This window comes from Streptomyces sp. CCM_MD2014, assembly GCF_000772045.1.
Taxonomy (GTDB): domain Bacteria; phylum Actinomycetota; class Actinomycetes; order Streptomycetales; family Streptomycetaceae; genus Streptomyces; species Streptomyces salinarius.
This window is the reverse complement of record NZ_CP009754.1, coordinates 189,582-212,331: the sequence shown is the minus strand read 5'-3', so window position 1 is coordinate 212,331 and position 22,750 is coordinate 189,582. Positions and strand designations below refer to the sequence as shown.

Sequence of the window (22,750 nt, the reverse complement as noted above, 5' to 3'; positions counted from 1 at the left end):
TCGCCAGTCTAGGTCTCGGGGCCGGCGGCCGGGACGTCGACGCCTTGTGCGGTGAGACCCAGCAGCAGCTCGGCGGTCGCTCCTGGTGCCTCCAGCGGGGGCAGGTGCCCGACCCCCGGCAGCATCTCGATCCGCGCGTCGGGCACGGCTTCGTACCGGTGCGCCGACGACGGCTCCCAGCGCGGGTCGTCGGCGCCGAAGAGCACCAGCACCGGGACGGTGAGGGCGGCGAGGCGTTCGGGCACGCCGCGCTCGGCGAGGTAGGCCGTGTTCCCGCGCGCGGCCGTCCGGAAGGAGCGGTACGACGTCCCCCGCAGGTCCTCGATCAGGCCGGCCGGCACGTCCACGGGGCCGGCCGCCGTCGCGTCGATCCCCTTGCGGAGCATCGCGTCCGTACGCCGCGGCCACAGGAGCGGGCCGAAGGGCGGGGCCAGCAGCAGCCGGAGGATCAGCGGCTGGGGCAGGAACGCGTCCAGCCCCGGACCCGTGCTGACCAGGGCGACGGCGCCGACCAGGTCGGGGCGCAGCTCCGCGAGCGCCGTGGCGACGTAGCCGCCGCTGGAGTGGCCGACCACGGTCACCGGACGCAGCCCGAGTTCGTCCAGGAGCGCCGCCACCCGGCCCGCCTGCCGGGGCACGTCGTACCTGTCGACGGGCGGGGACTTGCCGCAGCCCGGAAGGTCGACACGCAGGACGTGCCGGTGCTCGGCCAGCGCGGGAACCAGCGGAGCCCAGAAGGCTCCCGAGGCGCCGGAACCGTGGATGAGCACTATGGGCGGTGCCTGTGGCGGGCCGTCGTGGACCAGGTGCATTCCGTGCGAGAGACCGGTGTCGTACTGACTCATGCGGTGATGCTGCTCCGGGCACCCGACGCCGGTCTTGTACAAAAGTCGCCGGACCGGGATCCGCCGCCCGATCACCCGCGGTCCCGGAGACGGCCGCTCCCACGGTGTCGCTTCGCGGCATCGTCGCACCGCGGACGACTGTGGCCCGCGGGCGGGGAGTTCGGGTGACGGCGCAGACCACCGGCTTCCGGCTGACCAGCACTCCGGAGCAAGATGGGTGAAAAATGTCGAATGCCGGTTTCCGGCGTAGGGTGGCTGCCGGGGATGCGTCATCCACGCGGAAGGAACGGCAATGGGCACGGTCACCACCTCCGACGGCACGGACATCTTCTACAAGGACTGGGGGCCGCGCGACGGCCGGCCGATCGTCTTCCACCACGGCTGGCCGCTCAGTGCCGACGACTGGGACAACCAGATGTTGTTCTTCCTCTCCCACGGCTACCGGGTCATCGCCCACGACCGGCGTGGCCACGGACGCTCGGGCCAGCCCTCCGGCGGCCACGACATGGACACCTACGCCGCCGACGTCGCGGCGCTGACCGACGCCCTCGACCTGCGGGACGCCGTGCACATCGGGCATTCCACCGGGGGCGGCGAGGTGGCGCGCTATGTGGCCCGCGCCAAGCCGGGCCGGGTCGCGAAGGCCGTGCTCGTCAGTGCCGTCCCCCCGGTGATGGTGAAGTCCGAGACCAATCCCGGCGGACTGCCGATCGAGGTCTTCGACGAGTTCCGCGCGGCCCTGGCCGCCAATCGCGCGCAGTTCTACATCGACGTGCCGTCCGGCCCCTTCTACGGCTTCAACCGGGACGGCGCGACGGTCTCCCAGGGGCTGATCGACCACTGGTGGATGCAGGGCATGATGGGCGCCGCCAACGCGCACTACGAGTGCATTGCGGCCTTCTCGGAGACCGACTTCACCGACGACCTCAAGCGGATCGACGTCCCCGTCCTCGTCGCACACGGCACGGACGACCAGGTCGTGCCCTACGAGGACGCGGCGCCCCGGTCGGTGGAGCTCCTGCGGAACGGCACCCTGAAGTCGTACGAGGGACTCCCGCACGGCATGCTCTCGACCCACCCGGAGATCCTCAACCCCGACCTGCTGGACTTCGTGAAGTCGTAGGCGGGCATGATGGCGACCGTGCGGACGGTTGCCGAGGCAGTGGGGGAACGGGCATGCGCATCGCGGTGATCGGGGCCGGTGGAGTCGGAGGCTGCTTCGGAGCCCGGCTGGCCGCGGCGGGGCACGAGGTCACCTTCGTGGCCCGCGGCGGCCACCTCGAGGCCATCCGCCGGTCGGGTCTGGTCGTGCACAGTCCGCTGGGCGACCTGCGCACCTCGCCCGGCTCCGTCGTCGCGAGCGTCTCCGAACTCGGCCCCGCCGATCTGGTCCTCGTCGCCGTCAAGTTGTGGGACACCGAGTCCGTCGCCGAGCAGCTCAAGTCCTCGGCGGCGGGCGACGCGACGGTGCTGTCCCTGCAGAACGGGGTGCACAAGGACGCCGTCCTGCGCGGCCGGCTGGCGGACGAACAGGTCCTGGGCGGTGTCTGCTTCATCTCCGCCTTCATCGAGGAGCCGGGAGTGGTCAGGCACAACGGCACCCTGCAGAAGATCGTGCTCGGCTCCTACCGGCCGGGTCCGGCGGAGACTGTCCGGGCCGTGCTCGCCGCCTTCCGGGACGCGGGCATCGACGCGGAGGCCGACGACGACATCGAGAGGGTGATCTGGGAGAAGTTCGTGTTCCTCGTGGGCCTGTCGGCGACCACGGCGACCGTCCGCCAGCCGGTCGGCGTCATCCGCGCCAACGAACAGAGCCGGCGACTGCTCTACGACGTCATGGCCGAGACGGTGGCCGTGGCGCAGGCGTCGGGTGTGCGGCTGGACAGCGGTTTCGCCGAGGACCGGCTCGGCTTCTGCGACACGCTCCCCGCCGCCATGACCTCCTCCATGCACAACGACCTGGAGAAGGGCAACCGCCTCGAACTGCCCTGGCTCAGCGGGGGCGTGGCGGACCTCGCCGACCGGCTGGGTGTTCCCGCGCCGCGCAACCGGACGGTGGCCGACATCCTCGCGCCGTACGTCCTCGGCCGCCCGGACGCCGTTTCCTGACCGGGGCGGCGGTGGAGTCAGGCTGCCGCCATTGCCTCGTGCTTCCAGAACCCCGAGAACGTGATGCGTTCCTTCGGCAGGCCGAGGCGGTGCAGGTGCCTGCGTCCCTCGGTGGCCAGCGTCGACTCGCCGACCACGAAGGCGTATCCCGTCGCGTCGGCACGGGTCAGCCGGCGCAGTTCACGCAGTGCGGCGGCCCCGGGGACCGAGGTGCCGTCCCGCCGTACGACCCAGGAGACCCTCATGCCGGCCGGGGCGTCCAGCTCGCGGCGGTCGCCGTCGGTGGGGATCTCCTGGATGAGCCGCCCCACGGCGCCTCGGGGAAGCGAGCGCATGATGCCCGCCGTCGCGGGCAGTCCGGTCTCGTCGGCCACCACGATGACCTCCGAGGCGTCCTGCGGGCAGTCGAAGAGGATGCCCTGGTCGAGCAGGGCGAGGGTGTCCCCGGTGCGGGCGCCGCAGGCCCAGACCGCGGCCCGGCCCTCGATCTCGCCGGTGGGCCCGCGGTGGACGACGAAGTCGATGTCCAGCTCGGCCGCCTGCGCGCGGTAGTCGGCCACGGAGTAGTTGGCGCAGTGCGGCCGCTCCTCCTCCGGGATCGCGAGATACGGCTGCCACCACTGCGAGCCCGTGAACTCCGGCAGACGCAGGTCGCGTTGGTGGGGGAGCGGGAAGAACAGCCGGAACCAGTGGTCGTACCCCCGCCACGGGAAGCCGCCCAGGGCCGGCCCCGAGACCGTGACGCGCTGCATGGACGGGGAGACCCGCTCGGTCCGCACGACGCGGGCGCGGAACATCTGCGGGTGCTGGGGCGTGAGCCGTCGAACCTTCGCCATGAAGGTAAGGCTAGCCTAAATTGCGTTCGATTCCGAGGGTGTGATCTCCGAGTCCGTGATCTCCAGGCGTGCGCCACGGGTCCGGTCGGACGCCGGGCCCGTCTCCAGTTCCACCACCCCCGGCTCCACGGCGAGGCGGAGGTCGCGCCCCACCGACGCCAGCGTGTCCAAACCCACCTCGAAGACCGCCTCGGCCTCCTCGCCGGGGGAGATGCTCAGCCGGACGAAACCGCGCAGCTCGCGCACGCGCGGCCAGGACGTGCCCCCGGACAGGCGGCGCACATAGAGCTGGACCGTTTCCTCGGCCGTCCGGGCCCCCGTGTTGCGGACCGTGACCCGGCAGGTCAGCCGCGGGGCCCGCACACCGACCCGCGCGTGCGACAGGCGCGGTGCCCCGTAGGCGACGCTCGTGTACGACAGACCGTGCCCGAAGGCGTGGCGCGGAACGGCACTCTGGTCGACGTACCCGCGATAGCGGTGGTCCTTGCCGTTGTAGTGGACGGGCAGTTGGGCGGCCGACCGGGGCACGGAGACCGGAAGCCGGCCGCGCGGCTCGGCGTCCCCGAACAGCACCTCGGCCACGGCACGGCCACCGCGCGGCCCCGGATACCAGGCGCTCAGCACCGCCGCCGCGGGCGCGTCCGGCGCGGGAAGGGCGTGCGGGCGGCCCTGGACCAGCACCACCACGACCGGGGTCCCGGTCGCCGACACCGCCGCCAGCAGCGCCCGTTGCCCGTACGGCAGCGCCACGTCCGCCAGGTCGACGCCCTCTCCGCAGGTCATCCCCGACGGCGTTCCGGACCCCGTGACGGCCGCGCCGTTGGCGTCGAAGACCGTGTCCGAGGAGCGCGCGCTGGAACCGCCCAGCACCAGCACGGCCACGTCGGAGCCGGCCGCCAGCGCCACGGCCGCCGGGACGTCCGACACGTCGTCACCCACCAGACCGCACCCCGGGCCGTGCACCACCTCGGTGCCGGGCGCGACCGCCGCGCGGATGCCCTCCAGCACCGTGATGCCGCTGCCCGGCCGCTGCGGCGCCGTGTAGTCGCCGATCTGCTGCGCCAGGGAGTCGGCGTTCGGTCCGAGGACCGATATCCGCCGCACCGCTCGGGACAGGGGAAGCACCCCGCCCTCGTGGGAGAGCAGCGTCACCGACGCACGGGCGAGGCGCTCGCCCGTCTCGCCGGGATCCGGCAGGTTTTCGCTTCCCCGTACGGCCGGCGGCAGGGGCGCCTCGAACAGGCCCAGGCGGAACTTCAGCGTGAGCACCCGGGCCACCGCCGCGTCCAGGGCCGCCTCGGACACCAGGCCCCGGTCCACCGCCTCGTCCAGCCGCGCGAAGGAGTCGTCCCACAGGCTCAGGTCGCACCCGGCGTCCAGGGCCAGCGCTCCCGCCGCCACCGGGTCACCGGTGAGCCGCACGAGCCGGTCCACCGCCGTGCCGTCCGCCATGACGACGCCCTCGAAGCCCCACTCCGAACGGAGCAGGTCGGTCAGCAGGTACCGGCTGGCGACGCAGGGCAGACCGTCGAACTCGTTGTAGGCGGCCATCACCCCCGCCGCGCCCGCCGCCACCCCGGCTCTGGCCGCCGCCAGGTGCACCTCGTGCAGTTCGCGCGGGCCCAGCTCCGTCGCGGCGCTGTTGCGCCCGCCGACCGTGGCGCCCTGCCCGGCGAAGTGTTTGAGCACCACGGCCACCCCGGCCCGCCCCGCGCCCTCGACCAGCGCCTCGGTCATCCGCGCCGCCAGGTACGGGTCCTCCGCGAAGCACTCCTCGCTGCGCCCCCAGCGCGGGTCACGCACCAGGTCCAGGGCCGACACCAACGCGATGTGCGCGCCCCGCGCCCGTAGTTCGGCCGCCGCCCCGGCCACGGCATCGGCGTACAGCCCCGGATCCCACGTCGCGCCGGCCGCGAGGTTCACCGGGAGCACCGTGCCGTCCAACGCCTGGTGGCCGTGCGGCATCTCCTCCACCAGCAGGGCGGGAATACCGAGCCGGGTGTGTTCCATGACGTACCGCTGCACGGCCGCCGCCGTCCGCGCCCCGTCCCGTGCGTCGAGGCCGTCCGCGAAGCCGACGCCGGACCAGGCGTCCGCCCGCTGCAGTCCGTAGAGCGCGCCCATGCCGTCGAAGGCGGCGACCTCGGTGCGGAAGGCGTCCGTGAGGCGATGGCCGTCCCCGGCGCGCTCGTAGGCGTCCCAGCCGTACATGCGCTGGTTGAGCTGACCGACCTTCTCCGTCAGGGTCATGCGGTCCAGCAGGTCACGGACGCGGTCCGGCACCGTCGCCGCGGGGTCGCGGTAGCGGGGGAGGGTCATCGCAGCTCCAGTACCGCGACGCCGTACGCGTCGAGCGCCACGTCCTCGACCGGGCGGCCGCCGGTCAGCTCGTGCAGCTTCCCCTCCGCGTCCGGACGGACCACGAGCGGCTCCGGACTCTGGCTGACCAGCCACACGAAGCGGCGGCCGTCGGCGTGGACGAGGACGTCCGCCGAGACGTGCGGATCGGCGACGACGACCGGTCGGCGCGCCCCCGCCACCTGGGCCAGTGCGGCGTAGAGGCGCTGCGTGACATCGGGGTTGACACGTGCGGTGCGGGCCGCCATGTGCTCCAGCGGATAGGTGGCCAGCACCGTGCGGCCGACTCCGGTCTCATGGACGATCAACGCCGGCCGGCCGTGGGCGTCCACGGCCACGACCCGTCCCGCACGCGGTGCGACGGGCAGATAGGCGCGGCTGTCCTCGTTCCCGGCGACCGGGAAGCGCAGCACCTCGCCGGCGCGCAGGTCGCCGAAGTCCTCGGTGAACCTCATCTCCAGCACGTCGTCCTCGATCGGCTCGGCGACGCCGTAGGACAGTTGCAGCTCCACGCCGAAGAGCCCGTCGAGGTCGTCGAACCAGGGGCCGCGGGTGACCGGGTGCTCGCCGGAGCAGAAGGACAGGTACACGGTGGCGCCCTCGGCGGCCCGGCGGGCCAGCTCCCTGCGGGTGCGGGTGGTGAGCTGCCGGGTGGCCGGCAGCAGGTAGAGCGACGCCTCGCCCGGCAGCCCGTCGGCCTCGCGGGTGAGGGCCACCGGCAGGTCGGCGGCGCGCGCGGTGACGTAACCCTGGTGCAGGGACGTGAAGATGAGCGGCCGGTCGGCGGGGCGGCTGTAGGGGTAACCCCGTTCGAGGAAGGCGGGGACGACCAGGGCGGCGTCGGCGTCGGCGCGGGAGCAGCGCGGGAAGTCGACCGCCTTCAGCACCCCCGCGAAGGCGGCCAGTTCCCGCAGCGGTTCCTTGGGCGCCCCGGTGGAGTCGGTGATGCCGAAGTGCATCTCGAAGGGGTGGTGGTCGTAGGGGGACTGGTCCCACAGGGCGTCGTAGTCGGTGTTGTTCCAGGCGAGCCAGCCGGTGGCGCCGCCCAGCAGCGAGTTGTGCAGAGTCTGCCGGTAGAAGACGCCCGCGTTGGCGGCCGAGACGGTGTCGGTCGACAGTCCGAACTCCTCCAGTACGACGGGCTGTCCGGTCACCGAGGCCAGCTCGCACTCGAACGCGGCCCGGTAGTGCTGCCGCGGCCGGTCGGTGTCGGAGCGGTAGACGTGCGGGCCCACGAAGTCGACGTACTCGGCCGTCTCCCGCAGCGAGAACCCGTTGTCGCGGCCCGTGACCTCGATGCCCCACGCGCCGTCGCCCAGCGACACCGGCTGCGTCGCGCCCGTCGCGCGCACCGCGTTGCACATGGCCTGGGCCCACGCGGTCACCACGTCGCAGGACGGCGGGTCGACCTGGTAGATCCGGCCGTAGCCCGGCATCTCGTTGGTGATCAGCCAGCCCGTGACCGCGGGGTGGTCCTTGAAGCGGCGTGCCATGCGGGAGACGAACCACGCCTGCCGGCCGACCATCCACACGTCCTCGTACAGGTCGCGGTTGCCGCGCCAGGCCGGGTCCCAGTTCTCGCCGGACATGTGGCCGACGATGAACGTCGGTATGGTCCCCATGCCCGTCTCCGTGTGGGCGTCGAGGAAGTCCTCGAAGCGCGCGCACAGTTCGTCGTCGATCCGGTGCGGCTCCGGGTGGAAGTCGGGCCAGTAGAAGAAGGACCGGGTCGTGTTGAGGCCGTGGTCGGCGAGGACGCGCAGTTCGTCGCGGACGGTCTTCGGGTCGTAGTTCCGCCACATCAGCGGGCCGCCGGTGCGGGACCAGAAGTTGGCGCCGAGCCAGGGCAGGACGTCGGTGGTGTGGGTGAGCTGGGCGCTGTGGCGTCGCATGGTCCTTCTCGGGTGGTGGGGGTGCGGATGGTGCGTGGCGGGCGCGGCCGGTCGCGGCCGGTGATGGTCAGGCGGGGGCGGGCCCCGTGGACTCGCGGACGACCAGGCGCGGCCGTTCGGCGAGGGCGGTGTCCTCGACCTCCTCGCCGCACAGGGCCAGCAGCATGCGGGCGGCGGCCGCCCCCACCCGCTGCACCTGCTGGTCGACCGTGGTCAGCCGCGGGTGGAGCCAGGAACCGAGGGGCAGGTTGTCGTAGCCGACGACGGACACGTCCCGGGGCACGGCAAGTCCGGCGCGCTGCGCGGTGCCGATGCCGCAGACCGCCATCGAGTCGTTGGCGTAGACGATCGCGGTGGGCCGGTCGGCGGAGTCGAGGAGCGCCTCGGTGGCGCCCACGGCGCGCCGCTCGCTGAAGTCGGTGGGCAGGACCGCGAACGGGCGCAGGCCCGCCTCGCGCAGGGCCTCCTCGAAGGCCGCCCTGCGTACCCGGGTGTGCTGGAGCTCGGGCGGCCCGCTGACGTAGGCGACGCGCCGGTGGCCGAGGCCCAGCAGGTGGGTGACGGCCTCGGCGATCCCCGCGCCCTGGTCGCGCAGCCCGACCCGCGGGACGACGGCCGTGTCGTCGGGCGAACCGAGCAGCACCGCCGGCAGCCCGAGGCGGGCGAGCAGCGCCGGCCGGGCGTCGTCGTCGCGGGCGTCGGTGAGCACGGCGCCGTCCACCCGGCCCTCGGCCGCGAGCCGCTCGTACAGCGCGTTCTCCTCGCGGTGACCGCTGACCAGATGCAGCAGCAGGCCGTAGCCGCGCGGCGCCAACTCGCCCTCTATGCCGGTGATCAGCTCGCTGAAGTGCGGGTCGGAGCCCAGCACGTCCGTGGGGCGCCGCACCACCAGCGCGAGACTGCGGGTACGCGCGTTGCGCAGTGCAGCGGCGGAGGCGCTGGGCGACCAGCCCAGCTCCAGCGCGGCGTCCAGGATCCGGCGGCGCGTCGCCTCGGAGAGCCGGCCCTTGTTGTTGAAGGCCTGGGACACGGCGGCCGTCGACACCCCGGCCGCCGCGGCGACCGCCTTGATCGTGGGCCGGCGCCCGGCCCGCTCGGTGGAGACGCTCACATCTTCACCGCCCCGCTGACCAGGGCCTGCTGCATGCGCTTCTGGAGCAGGGTGTAGACGACCCACACCGGCACCAGCGTCAGCACCGTGCCCGCCGTCAGCACGCCGTAGTCCGTGCCGGTGATGGACTTCAGCGTGGGCAGCGCCACCTGGACCGTGCGCTGCGCCGGGTCCGGGCCGATGATGACCAGCGAGTACAGGTACTCGTTCCAGAAGGTCAGAAAGTTCAGCAGCAGCACGGTGGCGATGCCCGGCAGGCACATCGGCGTGTACACGTGCCGCAGCACCGCGAAGGTGGACGCCCCGTCCAGCCGGGCGGCCTCCTCCATCTCCGGCGGGATGGTGCGCATGAACTGCACCAGGATCACCACCGACAGCGGCAGCGCCGTGGCCGGCAGGAAGAGCACCATGAAGATCCGGGTGTGGAACAGCCCGGTGGCCGCCGCCAGGAGGAAGGTGGGGAAGAGCGCCGCGAACGTCGGGATCAGGAAGCCCAGCGAGAAGACCTTCTCGACCGCGCCCGCCAGCCGCCCGGTCGACCGTGCCAGCGCGAACGCGGCCGGAATCGCCAGCAGCAGCGTGAGCGCCAGCGAGAACACCGTCACCAGCGCCGAGTTGACGACCGCGAGCCCGAGGTCGGCGCTCTCGAAGGCCGTACGGAAGTTGCCGAACCCGAGCGAGGCGGGCGGGGCGAAGGGGTGCGCGAAGATCTCGTCGTTGGACTTGAACGCCGAGGCCAGGAAGTAGTACAGCGGGACGACGAGCAGCACCGCGTACGTCCACACCAGGAGGTGGGCCGGGAGCCAGCGCTTGCCGAGCTTCATCAGTGCTGCTCCGATCAGTAGTTCTGGCGGAAGACGCGGCGGATCGTCAGCAGTCCGACGAGTCCGGCGAGGAAGAGGAGGACGCCGACGGTCTGGCTGTAGCCGAGGTCGGCGGCGATGAACGCCTTCTGGTAGACGAGGAACGACAGCGTGGTGGACGACGTGCCCGGACCGCCCTGCGTGAGCAGCAGCACGTGCTGCGCGGAGCCGAACAGTGTCCACAGGAACTGGAGCATCGTCACCACGCCCACGTAGTCGCGGATGACGGGGAAGTGGACCGACCACATCGTCCGCCAGTGCCCGGCCCCGTCGAGCTGCGCGGCCTCGCCCAGCTCGTCCGGCACGCTGCCCAGCCGGGCGGCGAACAGTACGGCGGTGAAGCCGATGCCGGCCCAGATGTCCAGGGCGATCAGACATGCCAGCGCCGTCGAGGGCGAGGCCAGCCAGGCGTCGGTCAGGGAGCCGAGGCCGACGCTCTCCAGACCGCCGTTGAGCAGGCCGTCCGGGGAGAGGGCCGCGTAGAAGACCATCGCCTTCGCGGGCGTCGAGATGAGCCCCGGGATGAAGAGCAGGTAGCGGAGGACCCGGTGGCCGGGAGGCCGCTGGGCCACGTAGTACCCCAGCATGTAGGCGCAGACGATCATCACCGGGACGGCGACGGCCAGTTGCACGGCGGTGTTGCGCACCGCGTCCCAGAACACCGGGTCGTCCAGCACCACCCGGGCGTTGTCGAGACCCGCGAAGGACACCGGCTGGAGCATGCCCGGCCAGTGCAGGGCCGCGATCACGAAGATGGCGAGCAGCGGCCCGACCATGAAGACCAGGTACCACACCAGCGCGGGCACCGCGAGGACGGTGCCGCCCTGCCGGGGCCGGCGCGCGGCCGGGACGGGGGAGGCGGGCGGGGCGGACCGGCGGGCCGCGCTCCCGTCCGGCGTCGTCGTGAGCGTCGTCATGCGGTGACTCCCGGAGAACGGGTGGAGTGGGGGAGGGGGACGAGAGGGCGCCGGGCGGCGAGCGCGGGGGTGTCCGGGCGGCTCATGCGGACCGGTACGCGGACTCGAGGGCGGCGCGCACGCGGGCCGGACTGGTGCCGCGGGTGAACGACGTGCTGGTCGCGGTGATCAGCGGTTGCGCCGCGGCGGGCGGCACGTACACGTCGGGCAGCAGCACCTGGCTCACCTCGGAGCCGAGCCGCTGGGCCGCGCCGACCAGCGGGAAGCCGGTGGAGACGGCGTCCGTGCGCAGGGCCATGTCCCGGCCGCTCTCGGTCACGAACCGCGCGACGACGTCCTCGCGGTACATGAACCGCAGGAACTTCTCGACGTGCCCGATCTTGCGGACGCCGTTGGGACTGATCCAGAAGCCGATGAGGGTGTAGGCGCGGATGACGGTCGGACCGTCGTGCGCCGCCCCGTCCGCGAGTGGCCAGCCGCCGACCTCCGTGTGCCGGGCCACGTGCTCGGGCACCTTGGCCAGCGCGGAGGACATCGCCGACTGGACGGCCGCCTCCTCGGTGTTGAACTGCGTCGTCATCGAGTCGGAGGTGAGGCCCTGGGCCTTGTCCGCGAAGACGCCGGCGTCGCGCAGGTGCGTGAAGTACTCGATGCCCCGGCGGGCGCCGCGCCCGGAGAAGTCACCCGTCGAGTAGACGTGCCGGGCCTCCTCCTGGGACAGGAAGGTCTGGATGATCTGCGCCAGCAGCTTCTGGCCGGTCCAGTCGTTGCCGCCCACGGTCACCGGGGCGATGCCCTTGGCGCGCAGCCTGCGGGCCGCCGCGATCAGCTGGTCACCGGTGGTGGGGATCTCGCCGACCCCGGCCCGGTCCAGCAGGGCGCGGTTGTACGCGACGGGCCAGTTCGTGGCGAAGTAGGGGAAGGCCCGGACCCGGCCCTGGTCGTCCGTCCAGTCGGCCAGCGCGGTGGGCAGGACCCGTCCGCGCAGCCCCCAGTCGTCGAGGTAGGGCTTGACGTCGACGGTCGCGCCCACGTCCGTCCAGGCCAGCGTCTTGTCGTAGAGGTTGACCATCACGACGTCGGCCTCCTTGCGGGCCAGCCGTGAGGTCTCGTACACCTGGGCGAGGTCGTCGCCGTTGATCAGGTTCTTGACCTTCACCCCCGGGTTCTCCTCGCGGAAGCGGTCCACGGCCGCGAGGTACGTGGGGGAGCCCGGCGCGGTGGTGCCGAGCTGGGTGTGGACGACGAGCGTGTCCGGGTCGGAGTCCGCCGACGCCAGCGACGAGCAGCCGGACAGAGCGGGCAGGGCCGCGGCCGCGGCCAGACCGGAACCGGCGGCGAGCAGTTCGCGCCGTGTCAGCGATGAGCGCACAGGGGTGGTCTCCAACCAAGCGGTTAACGATTGGTTAATCGATGTACCTCGTGAGGTGCGAGGACCATATGGAGTGGAGGGACCACGGTCAAGGGGGTGAGGCGAGGAGATTGCGTACCGGGCGAGCGGCGCGAGCTGCCTGGTCAGCCCGTCGTCGCGGACGCGACGGTCAGGCCCAGCCGGTCCGCCACGGCTGTGAGGGCCGGTCCCAGCGGGAGCGCGATCCTGGTGACGGCCAGCCGGTCCCCGCGCGTGGCGTCCCGGTTGACGATCAGAACCGGTTTGCCCGCCTCGGCCGCCTGGCGGACGAAGCGGAGCCCCGACATGACCGTCAGCGACGAGCCGAGGACCAGCAGCGAGGACGCCGCACGCACCAGTTCGCGACAGTGCTCGACGCGGCGCGGCGGCACGTTCTCCCCGAAGAAGACCACGTCCGGTTTGAGGATGCCGCCGCACACCGTGCACGGCACCACCCGGAAGTCCCCGACCTGCTCGTCCGTGAGGTCGGCGTCGCCGTCCGGGTTGATGCCGGCGGCCACCGGTGAGAAACCGGCGTTCACCTCCTCGAGCCGGCGGGCGAGTTCACGACGCGGGCTGAAGGCGCCGCAGGACAGGCAGACGACCCGGTCCAGGCTGCCGTGGAGCTCCACGACGTCCTCGCTGCCCGCGGCCTGGTGCAGACCGTCGACGTTCTGGGTGATCACACCGGTGAGCAGACCGTGCCGCCCGAACGCCGCCACCGAGCGGTGACCCGCGTTGGGCCGGGCGCGGCCGAAGGTGCGCCAGCCGAGGTGACTGCGCGCCCAGTACCGGCGGCGGGCGTCGGACGAGCCGGTGAAGTCCTGGTAGGTCATCGGCGTGTGCCGGCTCAGGCTGCCGCCCTCGCCCCGGTAGTCGGGGATGCCCGACTCGGTGGAGATGCCCGCCCCGCTGAGCACCAGCACGCCGCCGGCGGCCAGGGCGTCGGTGACGGGTGCCAGGTCCGTGGTGCCCGGCGGCAGGTCCGCTCCCGGGGTCCAGCTCAGAGTGGGGCGCATGCGCATGCCGCAAGGGTACGGAACGCGCCGCCGTTCCCGGCGCCACGGGGCGGCGCTGCCCGCCGGCCCCGCGCGCCGAAGGCGTGAGGGAGCCTGTCCCGCGCCGGACGCCGTGCTCCCGGAGGGCGAGGCGCGTCGCCTGCCGCCGTGCGTCCCGGCGCGACGGCTGCCGCCGGCAACACGGCTGCCGCCGTGCCTCCCGTCCTGGCGCAAACCGCCGCCCCCCGCGCTTCCGGCCTGACACGCACCCGTGCGCCGCCCCGGCCCCGGACGGCTCCGGCATGACCTTTCGCCTCCCGGGTGACAGACTTGGCACTGTCCAGGGGGCCGAGAGGCCCTGCCGGGAGAGGCGGCCCTGGCGGGGAGTGGTCGATGTTCCGCAAGAGTCCCGCACCTGACGGTGAGGAGCTGCTCGCCCGGTTGGCCGCGCTGACCACTCAGGCGAAGGAGCTCGCCGAGCTGCGGCGGTCCCAGGTGGAGCTGGCGATCGCGCTGCAGCGCGACATGCTCCCCGCGGCCCTCCCCGCCGTACCCGGCATCCACCTGGCCGCCTGCTACTCGCCCGCGTACGCCGGACTCAACGTGGGCGGCGACTGGTACGACGCCTTCACCCTCCCCGACGGCCGTATCGGCCTCTCCGTCGGTGACGTCCAGGGTCACGCCATCGACGCCGCAGCCTTCATGGGGCAGGTGAGGGTCGGCCTGCGGGCGCTCGCCTCCGTGACCAGCGAACCCGGCGACCTCCTGGCCTGCACGAACGAACTGGTCCTCTCCCTCAACAAGGACCTGTTCGCCACCTGCACCTTCATGCGGTACGACCCGGCGACCGGCCTGCTGGAGAGCGCCCGGGCCGGCCACATCCCGTGTGTCCGGGCCACCGCGGACGGCAGGGCGGAGGTCTGCCGGGACGAGGGCGGGCCTCCGCTGGGCGTCATGGAGGGCACCGACTATCCCGTGACGCAGTACCGGCTGGGTACGGGCGGGGTGTTCGTCCTGGTCACGGACGGCGTGGTGGAGGGACCGTCCCTGAGCGTCGACGAAGGCCTGGACAGGGTGGTGCGGCTGGCGAGTCTCGCCGCCGCCGTCGGTATGGAGGCCCACGCGCTGGCGGCCGCCGTACTCAAGAACGCCGCGCTGATAGGGCACGAGGACGACGCGGCCGTGCTCGTCGTCGGCCATGACGGGCGTTCGGTCACGCCGTAGGACGTTCCCGCCTCGCCCGCCCGGCGGCACCGGTGTCTGATGGCTGCTGTGGTGGGTATCCGTGCATGGCCGCGACCGGTCGTCCTCGTCTGTGCCACGCTGCTGGTCGCCGGCTGCTACTACGCGGCGGGGCAACTCGGGCTGTCCCAGCAGCTGACCGCCGACGGGGCGGTCGTCACGCCCATCTGGCCGCCCACCGGCCTCGCGGTCACCTGTCTGCTCCTGTTCGGGCCCTGGTGCGTGCCGGGCATCGCCCTCGGCGCGCTGCTGGTCATCCTCTCCCTGGGAGTCCCCGACGTCGCAAGCGCCGGCATCGTGGCCGGCAACACCGCCGCCCCCGTCTGCGCCTGGCTGATGCTGCGCGCGGTGGGGTTCCGCGTGAGCCTGAGCCGCCTGAGGGACGGGCTGGCGCTCGTCTTCCTGGGGGCGCTGACCGCCATGCTGATCAGCTCGTGGTCGGGCGTGGGCATGCTCGTGCTGTCGGGCAAACTCCCCACCGACCATCTCGGGATCGTCTGGCTGGCCTGGTGGGTCGGCGACGCGATGGGAGTCGTCCTCGTCACCCCGCTGCTGCTCCTGCTGTACCGCGCCCGCCTGCCGCCCCCGTCCGTGCGCTGGACCGAGGCCTTCGTGCTCACCGCGGCCGTGTGCGTCCTGGTGCCGCTGATCATGTACAGCTCGGTGAGCGTGCTGTTCCTGGCCTATCCGATCCTGATCTGGTCGGTGCTGCGCTTCCAGCTGGCGGGCGGCATCCCGTGCGCCCTGTTCGTGTCGGTGATGGCCACGGTCGTGGCCCGGCAGGAGGCCGGGTCCTTCGGGAAGCTGACCGAGGTCGAGACGATGATGAAGCTCCAGGCGTTCAACGGGACGCTGGGACTGACCGCGCTCCTGCTCTCCGCGGTGATCAGCGAACAGCTGCACACCAGGCGGTCGGTGGAACTGGCCTGTCAGGAGCTGGTCGAGGCGCTGCAGCACCTGAACGCCGGCGGCTCCGGCAGCCCGGGGCCGCACGAGAGGGGCGTCCCGTGAGCCCGGCGGCGGTGCCCCGCCGCCGGGCGCGGGGAGGTCAGAAGTCGTAGTCGTCGATGTTCCCGGCGTCGAAGACCGTCGGGTCGCCGAGGGTGATGACACCGTTCTCGCCGAGTTTGAACCAGCCCATGCCGCCGGCGAGGAACATCTGCCCCTCCCGGCCGGTGATCTGCCCCGAGGCGAGGGCCACCGCGGCGTGACCGGCCAGCTCACCGAGCTTGGCGGGGTCCCACAGCAGGAACGCCTCCACCGTGCCGTCCTCGATGTACGGACGCATGTCGTTGGGCGCGCCGAGCCCGGTGAGCTTCACCTCGCCCTTGTGCGACGACTGGGAGAGGTACTTCGCGGCCGCCTTGATCCCGTTGGTGGTGGGGGAGATGATCCCCTTCAGGTCCCCGTGCTCCCGGAGCAGCTCCTCGGTCTTCCGGTACGACTCCTGCGCCTCGTCGTCCCCGTAGACGACGTCGACCAGCCGCATGTCCTTGTACCGCGGATCCTCCAGCTCCTTCTTGATGCTGCTGATCCAGGCGTTCTGGTTCGTCGCCGTCCGGGCGGCGGACAGGATCGCGATGTCCCCCTGGTAGCCGGTCTGCTCACCGAGCAGTTCCAGCTGCCGTACGGCGATGTCCTCGGCGCTCGCGGGAGAGACGAAGGCGTAGCGGCACTCCGGCTTCGTGTCGGAGTCGTAGGTGACGACCTTGATGCCCTCGTCCATGGCCTGCTTCAGGGCGTCGCACAGCGTGTCCGGGTCCAGTGCCGAGACCGCGATGGCGTCGACCTCCTGCTCGGTGAGGTCGACTATGTGGGACACCTGCCCGGAGGCGTCGGCGCCCTGGTCCGTACCGACTTCCCTGAAGGTCGAGCCCAGTGACTTGACGGCGCGCTCCCCGCCCCGGTCGGCGACCGAGAAGTACGGCGTGTTGACCTGCTTGGGAAGGAAGCCGACGGTCAGGCCCGTCCTGGTGGGCGCGTTGGGGGAGGCCTCGGCGTTCTTGGCGTTCGCCGTCGTGTCGCCGCCCGCCGAGCCGTCGCCGTCACCGCACGCGGCGGTGAGGAGGCTCAGGGAGGAAACGGCGGCGACGAGTACGGAGGCACGGCGTGAGGGGGACTGGTGCATGCGCTTCTTTCGCGTGGGGCCGCCCTGGCGTGGGGGGGCAGGGGCACTGAAAGGATTCAATGAAGCTTGACCGGACGTTAGGCAGAAAGATCGTTGCGGTCAATGCACTTGCGGGAAACAGTTCTTGGGCCCGCGGTCCCCCGGGGGGCGTGCTCCTGCGGAAGTCGTTCAGGCCGGGGCCCGTGTGCCCGTCCCCGACGCCCGGCCGAGTGTGCGGTCGAAGAGGGTGAGCAGCAGGTAGAGCACACCGGCGCCGAGCATGACCCAGGCGAGCCGGTGCAGGCCGCCGGTGTCGGCGTGTTGCCCGAAGGAGGCGGCGGTGGCGGAGGAGGCGACCATCGAGCCGATGTAGGCGAACGTGCGCAGCAGCCCGGCCGAGGAGGCGGTGCGCTCCGGATCGGCCTGGAAGTAGACGGAATTCTGCAGGGCCAGGTTGTTCAGCCCTTGCGGGACGCCGAAGACCAGCGCGACCAGGAGCAGCGTCCACAGCGGGCTGTCTCCGGTCAGCGTGAGCATCACCAGGCACGCGACGATCTGTCCGGCAGCGCCGAGCAGCAGCTTCCCCCGCACGCCCGTGCTGCGTCCCGACACGATCGAGACGCCGATCGCCAGCAGGAACATCGGCGTCTGCGCCAGACCTGCGTGGAAGGGCGTCAGCCCGAATCCCTCCTCGGTCCACTGGGTGAAGCCGTAGAGAAAGGCGTACGCGACGACGTAGGCGACGAGTGCCCGCCCGTAGGTGGCCAGCAGCGGGGTGTTGCCGCCGAGCACGCGCAGGTCGATGAACGGGGTGGCGGCCCGCAGCTCCCGTAGGGCGAACGCGACTCCGGCGGCGGCCGAGAGGGCGAGCAGGTACCAGTCGCGCAGATGCGGGTTCATCAGGAAGAGCAGCAGCGTGACGAGCAGGGCGGCGAACAGGCCCATGCCGGGCAGGTCGAGCCGGGAGGCCAGGTTTCCGTGCCGCGTGGAACCGCTCGTCGGCAACGCCTTGGGCAGCCGCAGCAGGCCCAGCACTACGGCGGCGACGGCCAGGGGCACGTTCAGCGCGAAGGTGGCGCGCCATCCGCCCACCGCGATCAGCAGACCGCCCAGCAACGGGCCGACGACGGCGATGGTCTGGTTGGCGACCGCGAGCGCGGTGAGCACCCCGCCGGGACCGTCCCGCCCCGTTCGCTCGGCCTCGCTGCGCACCAGCGCCATCGCCGCCGGATAGCCGGCGCAGGTGCCGAACCCGAGCAGGACGCGTGCGCCGATCAGAATGCCCAGGTTCGGGGCCAGGGCGCCGGCGACGCCGGCGACGCCCACGAGGCCGGTGCCGAGGAGGAAGAGCCGGCGCGGGCCGAAGACGTCGATCAGCCGGCCGACGACCGGCTGCCCGAGCGAGGTGGCCAGATAGAGGGCGGAGACCAGCCAGGCGGTCTGCGAGGCGGGGGCGCCGAGCGCCCTCCCGATCGGTACCAGGGCGACGGCGATGATCGTGGAGTTGATCGGGTTCAGTACCGAACCGAGCAGCATCGGCGGCAGCAGTCCGCGGTCGAAGCCGGGCTTCTCGGCTCCGACCGCCGGGCCCGCCTTCGCGTCAGTCACGGGTCAGTCGCTCCAGGACGGCCATGGTCGCGATCACCGCGCGGCGCTCCTCTTCCGTGCACCTGGCCTGCAGCCGGTCGGCGAGCCATTCCGTCCGGACCTGCCGCCCTTCCTCCACGCGTCGCACGCCCTGAGCGGTCAGCGTGATCAGCAGGCGGCGCCCGTCGTCCGGATCGGGATGCCGCTCGACCAGTCCCTTGGAGGCGAGCGCCGCGATCGTCGCCGTCATCGACTGGTGGCGGACGCCTTCGGTGGCGGCGAGCTCGCTGGCCGTGACACCCCCTTTGTCGGACAGCCTGGCCAGGACCGAGGACTGACCCAGGGTGAGGTCCTCGACCTCCGACGCCTTCAGGATGCGGCGGCGCAACCGGCTGATGACGGCACGGACCTCGCGCGACGCCTGGACGGCGGAGGGTGAAGGGCTCTCGTTCTCGCTCATGGCTCCAGGTTAATGTCCACAGGGCAGGCTGTACAGGCTTAACTGCACATGTGTCGGCGGGCGTGCGTGCTGCGTGCCGGCTGCGTCCGTCCGCTGCGTCTGCCGGCCGGTGCGGCGCGGCTGCGCACGGGGATGCGCGCGTGAGGGCGAGGTGTTTCGCCCACGCTGCAATGACTTGCTCACGACAAGTTGGTCGATCCATCATGCGACGGCCGGTGTGCGGTCAACTTCTGTGCCTCACAGGTGGGTTCGGCCCCGCACCCGGCCGGCCGCACCCTCCCGGTGCCCGTGCGGTCGCCACACCCACCACGGGCACCGGAGAGAGCGGAGCACCCCACATGTCCTCCGGACTCCCCGCCAGACGTGCGCGCACCACCCTGTGCGCGACGGCCGTAGCGGCCGCCCTGGCCCTGCCCCTGACCGGCCCCCCGTCCCCGGCCGTCGCCGCACCGTCGGCCCCGCCCGGCACCTCCGTCACCACGGCGTTCGCCCGCGCCGCCGAGGCCCACGACGTCCCCCGGGACCTGCTGGTCGCCGTCGGCTACGGCGAGACCCGCCTCGACGACCACGCCGGACTGCCCAGCCAGGACAACGGCTACGGCATGATGCACCTGGTCAGCAACCCCGAACGGCACACCCTGGAGCAGGCCGCGCGGCTCACCGGCGCGAGCCTCGCCGACCTCCGACGGGACACCGGCGCCAACATCGACGGCGCCGCCGCCGTACTGCGCGCCCTGGCCGACGAGGCCGGACTCGACGCCGCCGACCGCGACCGGCTCGGCGCCTGGTATCCCGTCACCGCCCGTTACGGCGCCCCCGGCGACGGGGCCACGGCCCGGCTGTACGCCGACGCCGTCTACGACCTCCTCGCCGACGGCGTCCGGGCCCGCGTCGACGGCGGCGAACGGGTCGCCGTCGCCCCGCGCACGGTGCGGCCCGAACGCGGGCGGTACGCCGGGACCGACGCCGACGCGGGGCTCGCCGCGGCCGCCGAATACCCCTCGGCACTGTGGAATCCGGCCTACTCCGGCAACTACACCGCAGGCCGCGGCTCGGCGATCACCACCGTGGTCGTCCACGTCACCCAGGGCTCCTACGCGGGGTCCATCAGCTGGTTCCAGAACCCCTCCGCCCAGGTCAGCGCGCACTACGTGGTGCGGTCCTCCGACGGGCAGACCACCCAGACGGTCCGCGAGGGCGACACCGCCTGGCACGCCCGCTCGGCCAACGCCTACTCCGTCGGCGTGGAGCACGAGGGCTACGTCGACGACCCCGCCTGGTTCACCGAAGCCCTGTACCGCTCCTCGGCGGCGCTGACCCGCTACCTCACCGACAAGTACGGCATCCCCAGGGACCGCGCGCACATCGTGGGACACAGCGAGGTCCCCGGCAACGACCACACCGATCCCGGCCCGAACTGGGACTGGGCCCACTACATGAGCCTGGTCCGGGGCGACGACGACGGCGCCGCCGGCACCCCCTTCCCCACCTGGGGGAGCGACGTGAGCGTCCGCCGGCAGCCGACGACCGACTCCGCACGGGTGGCGAGTCTGCCCGGACCGACGACCGTCCGCGTGGCCTGCCAGGTCCACGGCGGCCTCGTCGAGTACGACGGCTACAGCAACGACGCCTGGTCGTACCTGCCCGACCACGGCGGTTACGTCTCCAACATCTTCATCGACGTCGACGACGCCTGGCTCCCAGGAGTGCCCGCATGCTGACCCCTTCCTCCCGGCGCGGCGGATCCGCCCCGCGCCGCAGCCCCCGCACCGCCCGCGCCCTGACGGGCACCGTGTGCCTGCTCGCCCTCGCCGGTGCGGCCCTCGCCGCCGCCCCCGCCCCGGCCGCCGACGCCGCGGCCCCGCCCGCCCCGGTGACCTGGCGCGCGGACCTGTCCCGCACCGGTGCCGACGACGTCAACGTCCGGTACGACGCGGGCGCCCTGCGGGTGCGGGACGGCTCCGTCAGCCCCGCCTCCCTCGGCCGGGACCGCGGCTACGCCTCCGCCGTACTGGAGGCGCACCGCGTGGACCGGCCCGTGAACCGGGTCGCCGTGGATCTCGACGCGACGGTGCCCGACGCGGCGAGCGTCGAGGTCGACGTGCGAGGACGCGCGGCCGACGGCACCTGGACCGAGTGGCGGCGGGCGGCGGCCGGTGCCCCGGCCGACCTGCCCCGGTACGTCGGCGACGTCCAGGCACGGCTCACCCTGTGGAACGCCGAGGGCGAACCCACCGCGGCCGTACGGGCGGTGACCCTGACGGCCTACGACACGGGCACCGCCCCCGCCGAGCCGGCGCCGACGACCAGGGCCTCCGCGTTCTCCGCGCGCGTCTACGCCACCCGCGAGGGCCTCGTCGGGCACACCACCGCCAACGGGCACGTCATCCAGGCCAACGACCACTTCGTGGCGCTCCCCTCCCGCCGCGCCCTGTCACCCAACGGCAGCGGCCAGTACTCGGTGCAGGTGTGCGGGCCGGCCCGCTGCGAGACGGCGCCCGTGTGGGACGTCGGCCCGTGGAACACCCACGACGACCACTGGAACCCCTCGTCGGTGCGCGAGCAGTGGAAGGACCTCCCGCAGGGTCTGCCCGAGGCGCAGGCCGCGTACGAGGACGGCTACAACGGCGGACGCGACGAGTTCGGCCGACAGGTCGCCAACCCGGCCGGCATCGACCTCGCCGACGGCACCTTCTACAACGTCGGCCTGAACGACAACGGCTGGGTGACCGTCACCTACCTGTGGACCGAGGGCGGCGGCGACACCACGTCGTTCCCGACCTGGGGCACCGACGTGAGCATCCGGCAGCAGGCGACGACCGCGTCCACGCGCGTGGCGAGTCTGCCCGGGCCGACGACCGTGCGGGTGCGGTGCCAGGTCCACGGCCAGCTCGTGAACTACGACGGCTACAGCAACGACGCCTGGTCCTACCTGCCCGACTACGGCGGTTACGTCTCCAACATCTTCATCGACGTGGCCGACGCCTGGCTCCCGGGCGTGCCCACCTGCTGAGCCTCCAGGAGGGCGGATCCGAGCGCCGTGCGGCGGTGCAGCACCCGGTTGCCCTCGCGCCGGGTGCTCACCAGCCCCGCCTCGCGCAGCACGGCGGCATGCCGGCTCGCCGTGGAGGGGGCCAGGCGCAGCGCGCCGGCGAGGGCCGTCGTCGTCATCGGCGTCTCCAGGGACTCCAGCATCCAGGCCCGGGAGGTGCCGATCAGCCGAGCGACGGACGGCCCCGCCGCCCCGGCCCGCGACCGCGGGAGCCAGCCGGGCTCCGGGGCCAGCGGGTGCACCAGCACCTGCGGCAGCGACTCGTCCACCAGGGCCAGTGGGGCGCGTACGCAGAAGAAGGCGGGCACCAGCGTCAGCGGGCGCCCGCCCAGCCGCAGCACCCGGGATTCGGGGTAGGGGGCGGCGAGCCGGGTGCGGTCCGGCCGCCGCCAGCCCGGCAGTTCCGCGTAGCTCCCCAGCAGCGCCTCCGCCCCGCCGGTGAGCGCCGCCTCGGCCCGGCGGGCACGGTCCTCACCGGCCCGGGCGCGGATCACGGGCAGGTACGGCGCCACGGCGAGGGCGTAGTACCTCCGCAGCGTGCCGCCCAGCCACCGCAGTGCCGCCGGCTCCCCGGTGGCGACCCAGCGCACGCTGCGCGGCAGGGGACGGTGCGACCGGCCACCCAACCGGGCCAGTTCGGCGACGAGCCGGCGCCGGGGCGTCGACTGCACCCGGTCGACGGCGTCCTCGAGACCGAGGTCGCCGTGACCGGGCGTCAGGAAGTCCGGGAAGTAGCCGACGGCCGGGCACAGCGGCATCAACGCCCTGACGTCGCCGGCCAGTCCGGCCCGGTGCAGGGCCCGGCGCACCTCGCGCCGCCAGGGGTCGTAGGTCAGGGACTCCTGGCCGTTCTGGAGCAGTTGGAGGCTCAGCACCGTCTCCCAGAGGGCGTCGGTGCCGCGGGCCACCCGTAACCGGGCCAACGCGCCCTGATCGAACTCGACTTGCAGCACTGACCCCACTCCACTCGCGTCCCGGCGGGT

General features: G+C 72.8%; 19 protein-coding genes. 6 read left to right on the top strand and 13 right to left on the bottom strand.

Going from position 1 to position 22,750, the window contains the following annotated elements; genetic code table 11:
• Nucleotides 1–8: 8 nt before the first annotated feature.
• Nucleotides 9–845, bottom strand: a complete 837-nt coding sequence (locus NI25_RS01000) for an alpha/beta fold hydrolase (RefSeq protein ID WP_078884472.1) — start codon at nt 843–845, stop codon at nt 9–11.
• 292 nt (nt 846–1,137) lie between these two features.
• On the opposite strand from NI25_RS01000, the gene NI25_RS00995 reads away from it, so the two are divergent.
• Complete coding sequence (locus tag NI25_RS00995) at nt 1,138–1,968, top strand: alpha/beta fold hydrolase (RefSeq protein ID WP_061440584.1); 831 nt, start codon at nt 1,138–1,140, stop codon at nt 1,966–1,968.
• Between the two features lie 53 nt (nt 1,969–2,021).
• Complete coding sequence (locus tag NI25_RS00990; RefSeq protein ID WP_061440583.1) at nt 2,022–2,954, top strand: ketopantoate reductase family protein; 933 nt, start codon at nt 2,022–2,024, stop codon at nt 2,952–2,954.
• Between the two features lie 17 nt (nt 2,955–2,971).
• On the opposite strand, the gene NI25_RS00985 is transcribed toward NI25_RS00990, so the two are convergent.
• From NI25_RS00985 to NI25_RS00950, 8 genes are all read right to left on the bottom strand, one after another.
• Nucleotides 2,972–3,790 carry a siderophore-interacting protein gene (locus NI25_RS00985; protein ID WP_061440582.1) on the bottom strand — a complete coding sequence of 273 codons (819 nt, stop codon included), beginning with the start codon at nt 3,788–3,790 and terminating at the stop codon, nt 2,972–2,974.
• A gap of 15 nt (nt 3,791–3,805) precedes the next feature.
• Nucleotides 3,806–6,109, bottom strand: a complete 2,304-nt coding sequence (locus tag NI25_RS00980; protein WP_061440581.1) for a glycoside hydrolase family 3 N-terminal domain-containing protein — start codon at nt 6,107–6,109, stop codon at nt 3,806–3,808.
• Nucleotides 6,106–8,040, bottom strand: a complete 1,935-nt coding sequence (locus NI25_RS00975) for a glycoside hydrolase 5 family protein (RefSeq protein WP_061440580.1) — start codon at nt 8,038–8,040, stop codon at nt 6,106–6,108. Before NI25_RS00975 ends, NI25_RS00980 begins: the two co-directional genes overlap by 4 nt.
• A 67-nt stretch (nt 8,041–8,107) precedes the next feature.
• Nucleotides 8,108–9,151 (bottom strand): LacI family DNA-binding transcriptional regulator, encoded by a 1,044-nt coding sequence (locus NI25_RS00970; RefSeq protein WP_061440579.1) that lies wholly within the window; start codon nt 9,149–9,151, stop codon nt 8,108–8,110.
• The gene (locus NI25_RS00965; protein WP_061440578.1) at nt 9,148–9,975 is read right to left on the bottom strand and encodes a carbohydrate ABC transporter permease; all 828 of its coding nucleotides are present in this window, start codon (nt 9,973–9,975) and stop codon (nt 9,148–9,150) included. The genes NI25_RS00970 and NI25_RS00965 overlap by 4 nt, the downstream gene beginning before the upstream one ends.
• Before the next feature lie 14 nt (nt 9,976–9,989).
• A complete protein-coding gene (locus tag NI25_RS00960; RefSeq protein WP_061440577.1) occupies nt 9,990–10,931 on the bottom strand; it encodes a carbohydrate ABC transporter permease in 942 nt (313 codons plus the stop codon).
• Nucleotides 10,932–11,013: 82 nt separating this feature from the next.
• Entirely contained in the window at nt 11,014–12,303 is a 1,290-nt protein-coding gene (locus NI25_RS00955) for an ABC transporter substrate-binding protein (RefSeq protein WP_061440576.1), read from the bottom strand.
• Between the two features lie 143 nt (nt 12,304–12,446).
• On the bottom strand, nt 12,447–13,346 hold the full coding sequence (locus NI25_RS00950; RefSeq protein WP_061440575.1) for an NAD-dependent protein deacetylase: 900 nt from the start codon (nt 13,344–13,346) through the stop codon (nt 12,447–12,449).
• 366 nt (nt 13,347–13,712) lie between these two features.
• Between NI25_RS00950 and NI25_RS00945 the strand changes: the two genes are divergently transcribed.
• Together NI25_RS00945 and NI25_RS00940 are read left to right on the top strand one after the other, a co-directional pair.
• A complete protein-coding gene (locus tag NI25_RS00945; protein WP_061440574.1) occupies nt 13,713–14,543 on the top strand; it encodes a PP2C family protein-serine/threonine phosphatase in 831 nt (276 codons plus the stop codon).
• Nucleotides 14,544–14,582: 39 nt separating this feature from the next.
• Nucleotides 14,583–15,572 carry an MASE1 domain-containing protein gene (locus NI25_RS00940; protein ID WP_061440573.1) on the top strand — a complete coding sequence of 330 codons (990 nt, stop codon included), beginning with the start codon at nt 14,583–14,585 and terminating at the stop codon, nt 15,570–15,572.
• Between the two features lie 37 nt (nt 15,573–15,609).
• On the opposite strand, the gene rhaS is transcribed toward NI25_RS00940, so the two are convergent.
• The 3 genes from rhaS to NI25_RS00925 form a co-directional block, all read right to left on the bottom strand.
• Entirely contained in the window at nt 15,610–16,689 is a 1,080-nt protein-coding gene (gene rhaS / locus NI25_RS00935) for a rhamnose ABC transporter substrate-binding protein (RefSeq protein WP_061440572.1), read from the bottom strand.
• Between the two features lie 168 nt (nt 16,690–16,857).
• Nucleotides 16,858–18,204, bottom strand: coding sequence for an MFS transporter (locus NI25_RS00930; protein ID WP_420710804.1), 1,347 nt, complete (start codon nt 18,202–18,204; stop codon nt 16,858–16,860).
• Nucleotides 18,205–18,268: 64 nt separating this feature from the next.
• Nucleotides 18,269–18,715 carry a MarR family winged helix-turn-helix transcriptional regulator gene (locus NI25_RS00925; RefSeq protein WP_061440570.1) on the bottom strand — a complete coding sequence of 149 codons (447 nt, stop codon included), beginning with the start codon at nt 18,713–18,715 and terminating at the stop codon, nt 18,269–18,271.
• Between the two features lie 338 nt (nt 18,716–19,053).
• On the opposite strand from NI25_RS00925, the gene NI25_RS37150 reads away from it, so the two are divergent.
• Both NI25_RS37150 and NI25_RS00915 read left to right on the top strand, forming a co-directional pair.
• Nucleotides 19,054–20,436, top strand: a complete 1,383-nt coding sequence (locus NI25_RS37150; protein WP_078884471.1) for a peptidoglycan recognition family protein — start codon at nt 19,054–19,056, stop codon at nt 20,434–20,436.
• A complete protein-coding gene (locus tag NI25_RS00915) occupies nt 20,430–21,728 on the top strand; it encodes a hypothetical protein (RefSeq protein ID WP_061440569.1) in 1,299 nt (432 codons plus the stop codon). The genes NI25_RS37150 and NI25_RS00915 overlap by 7 nt, the downstream gene beginning before the upstream one ends.
• On the opposite strand, the gene NI25_RS00910 is transcribed toward NI25_RS00915, so the two are convergent.
• Nucleotides 21,665–22,720, bottom strand: a complete 1,056-nt coding sequence (locus NI25_RS00910) for a helix-turn-helix domain-containing protein (RefSeq protein WP_078884470.1) — start codon at nt 22,718–22,720, stop codon at nt 21,665–21,667. The genes NI25_RS00915 and NI25_RS00910 overlap by 64 nt on opposite strands.
• Nucleotides 22,721–22,750 lie beyond the last annotated feature (30 nt).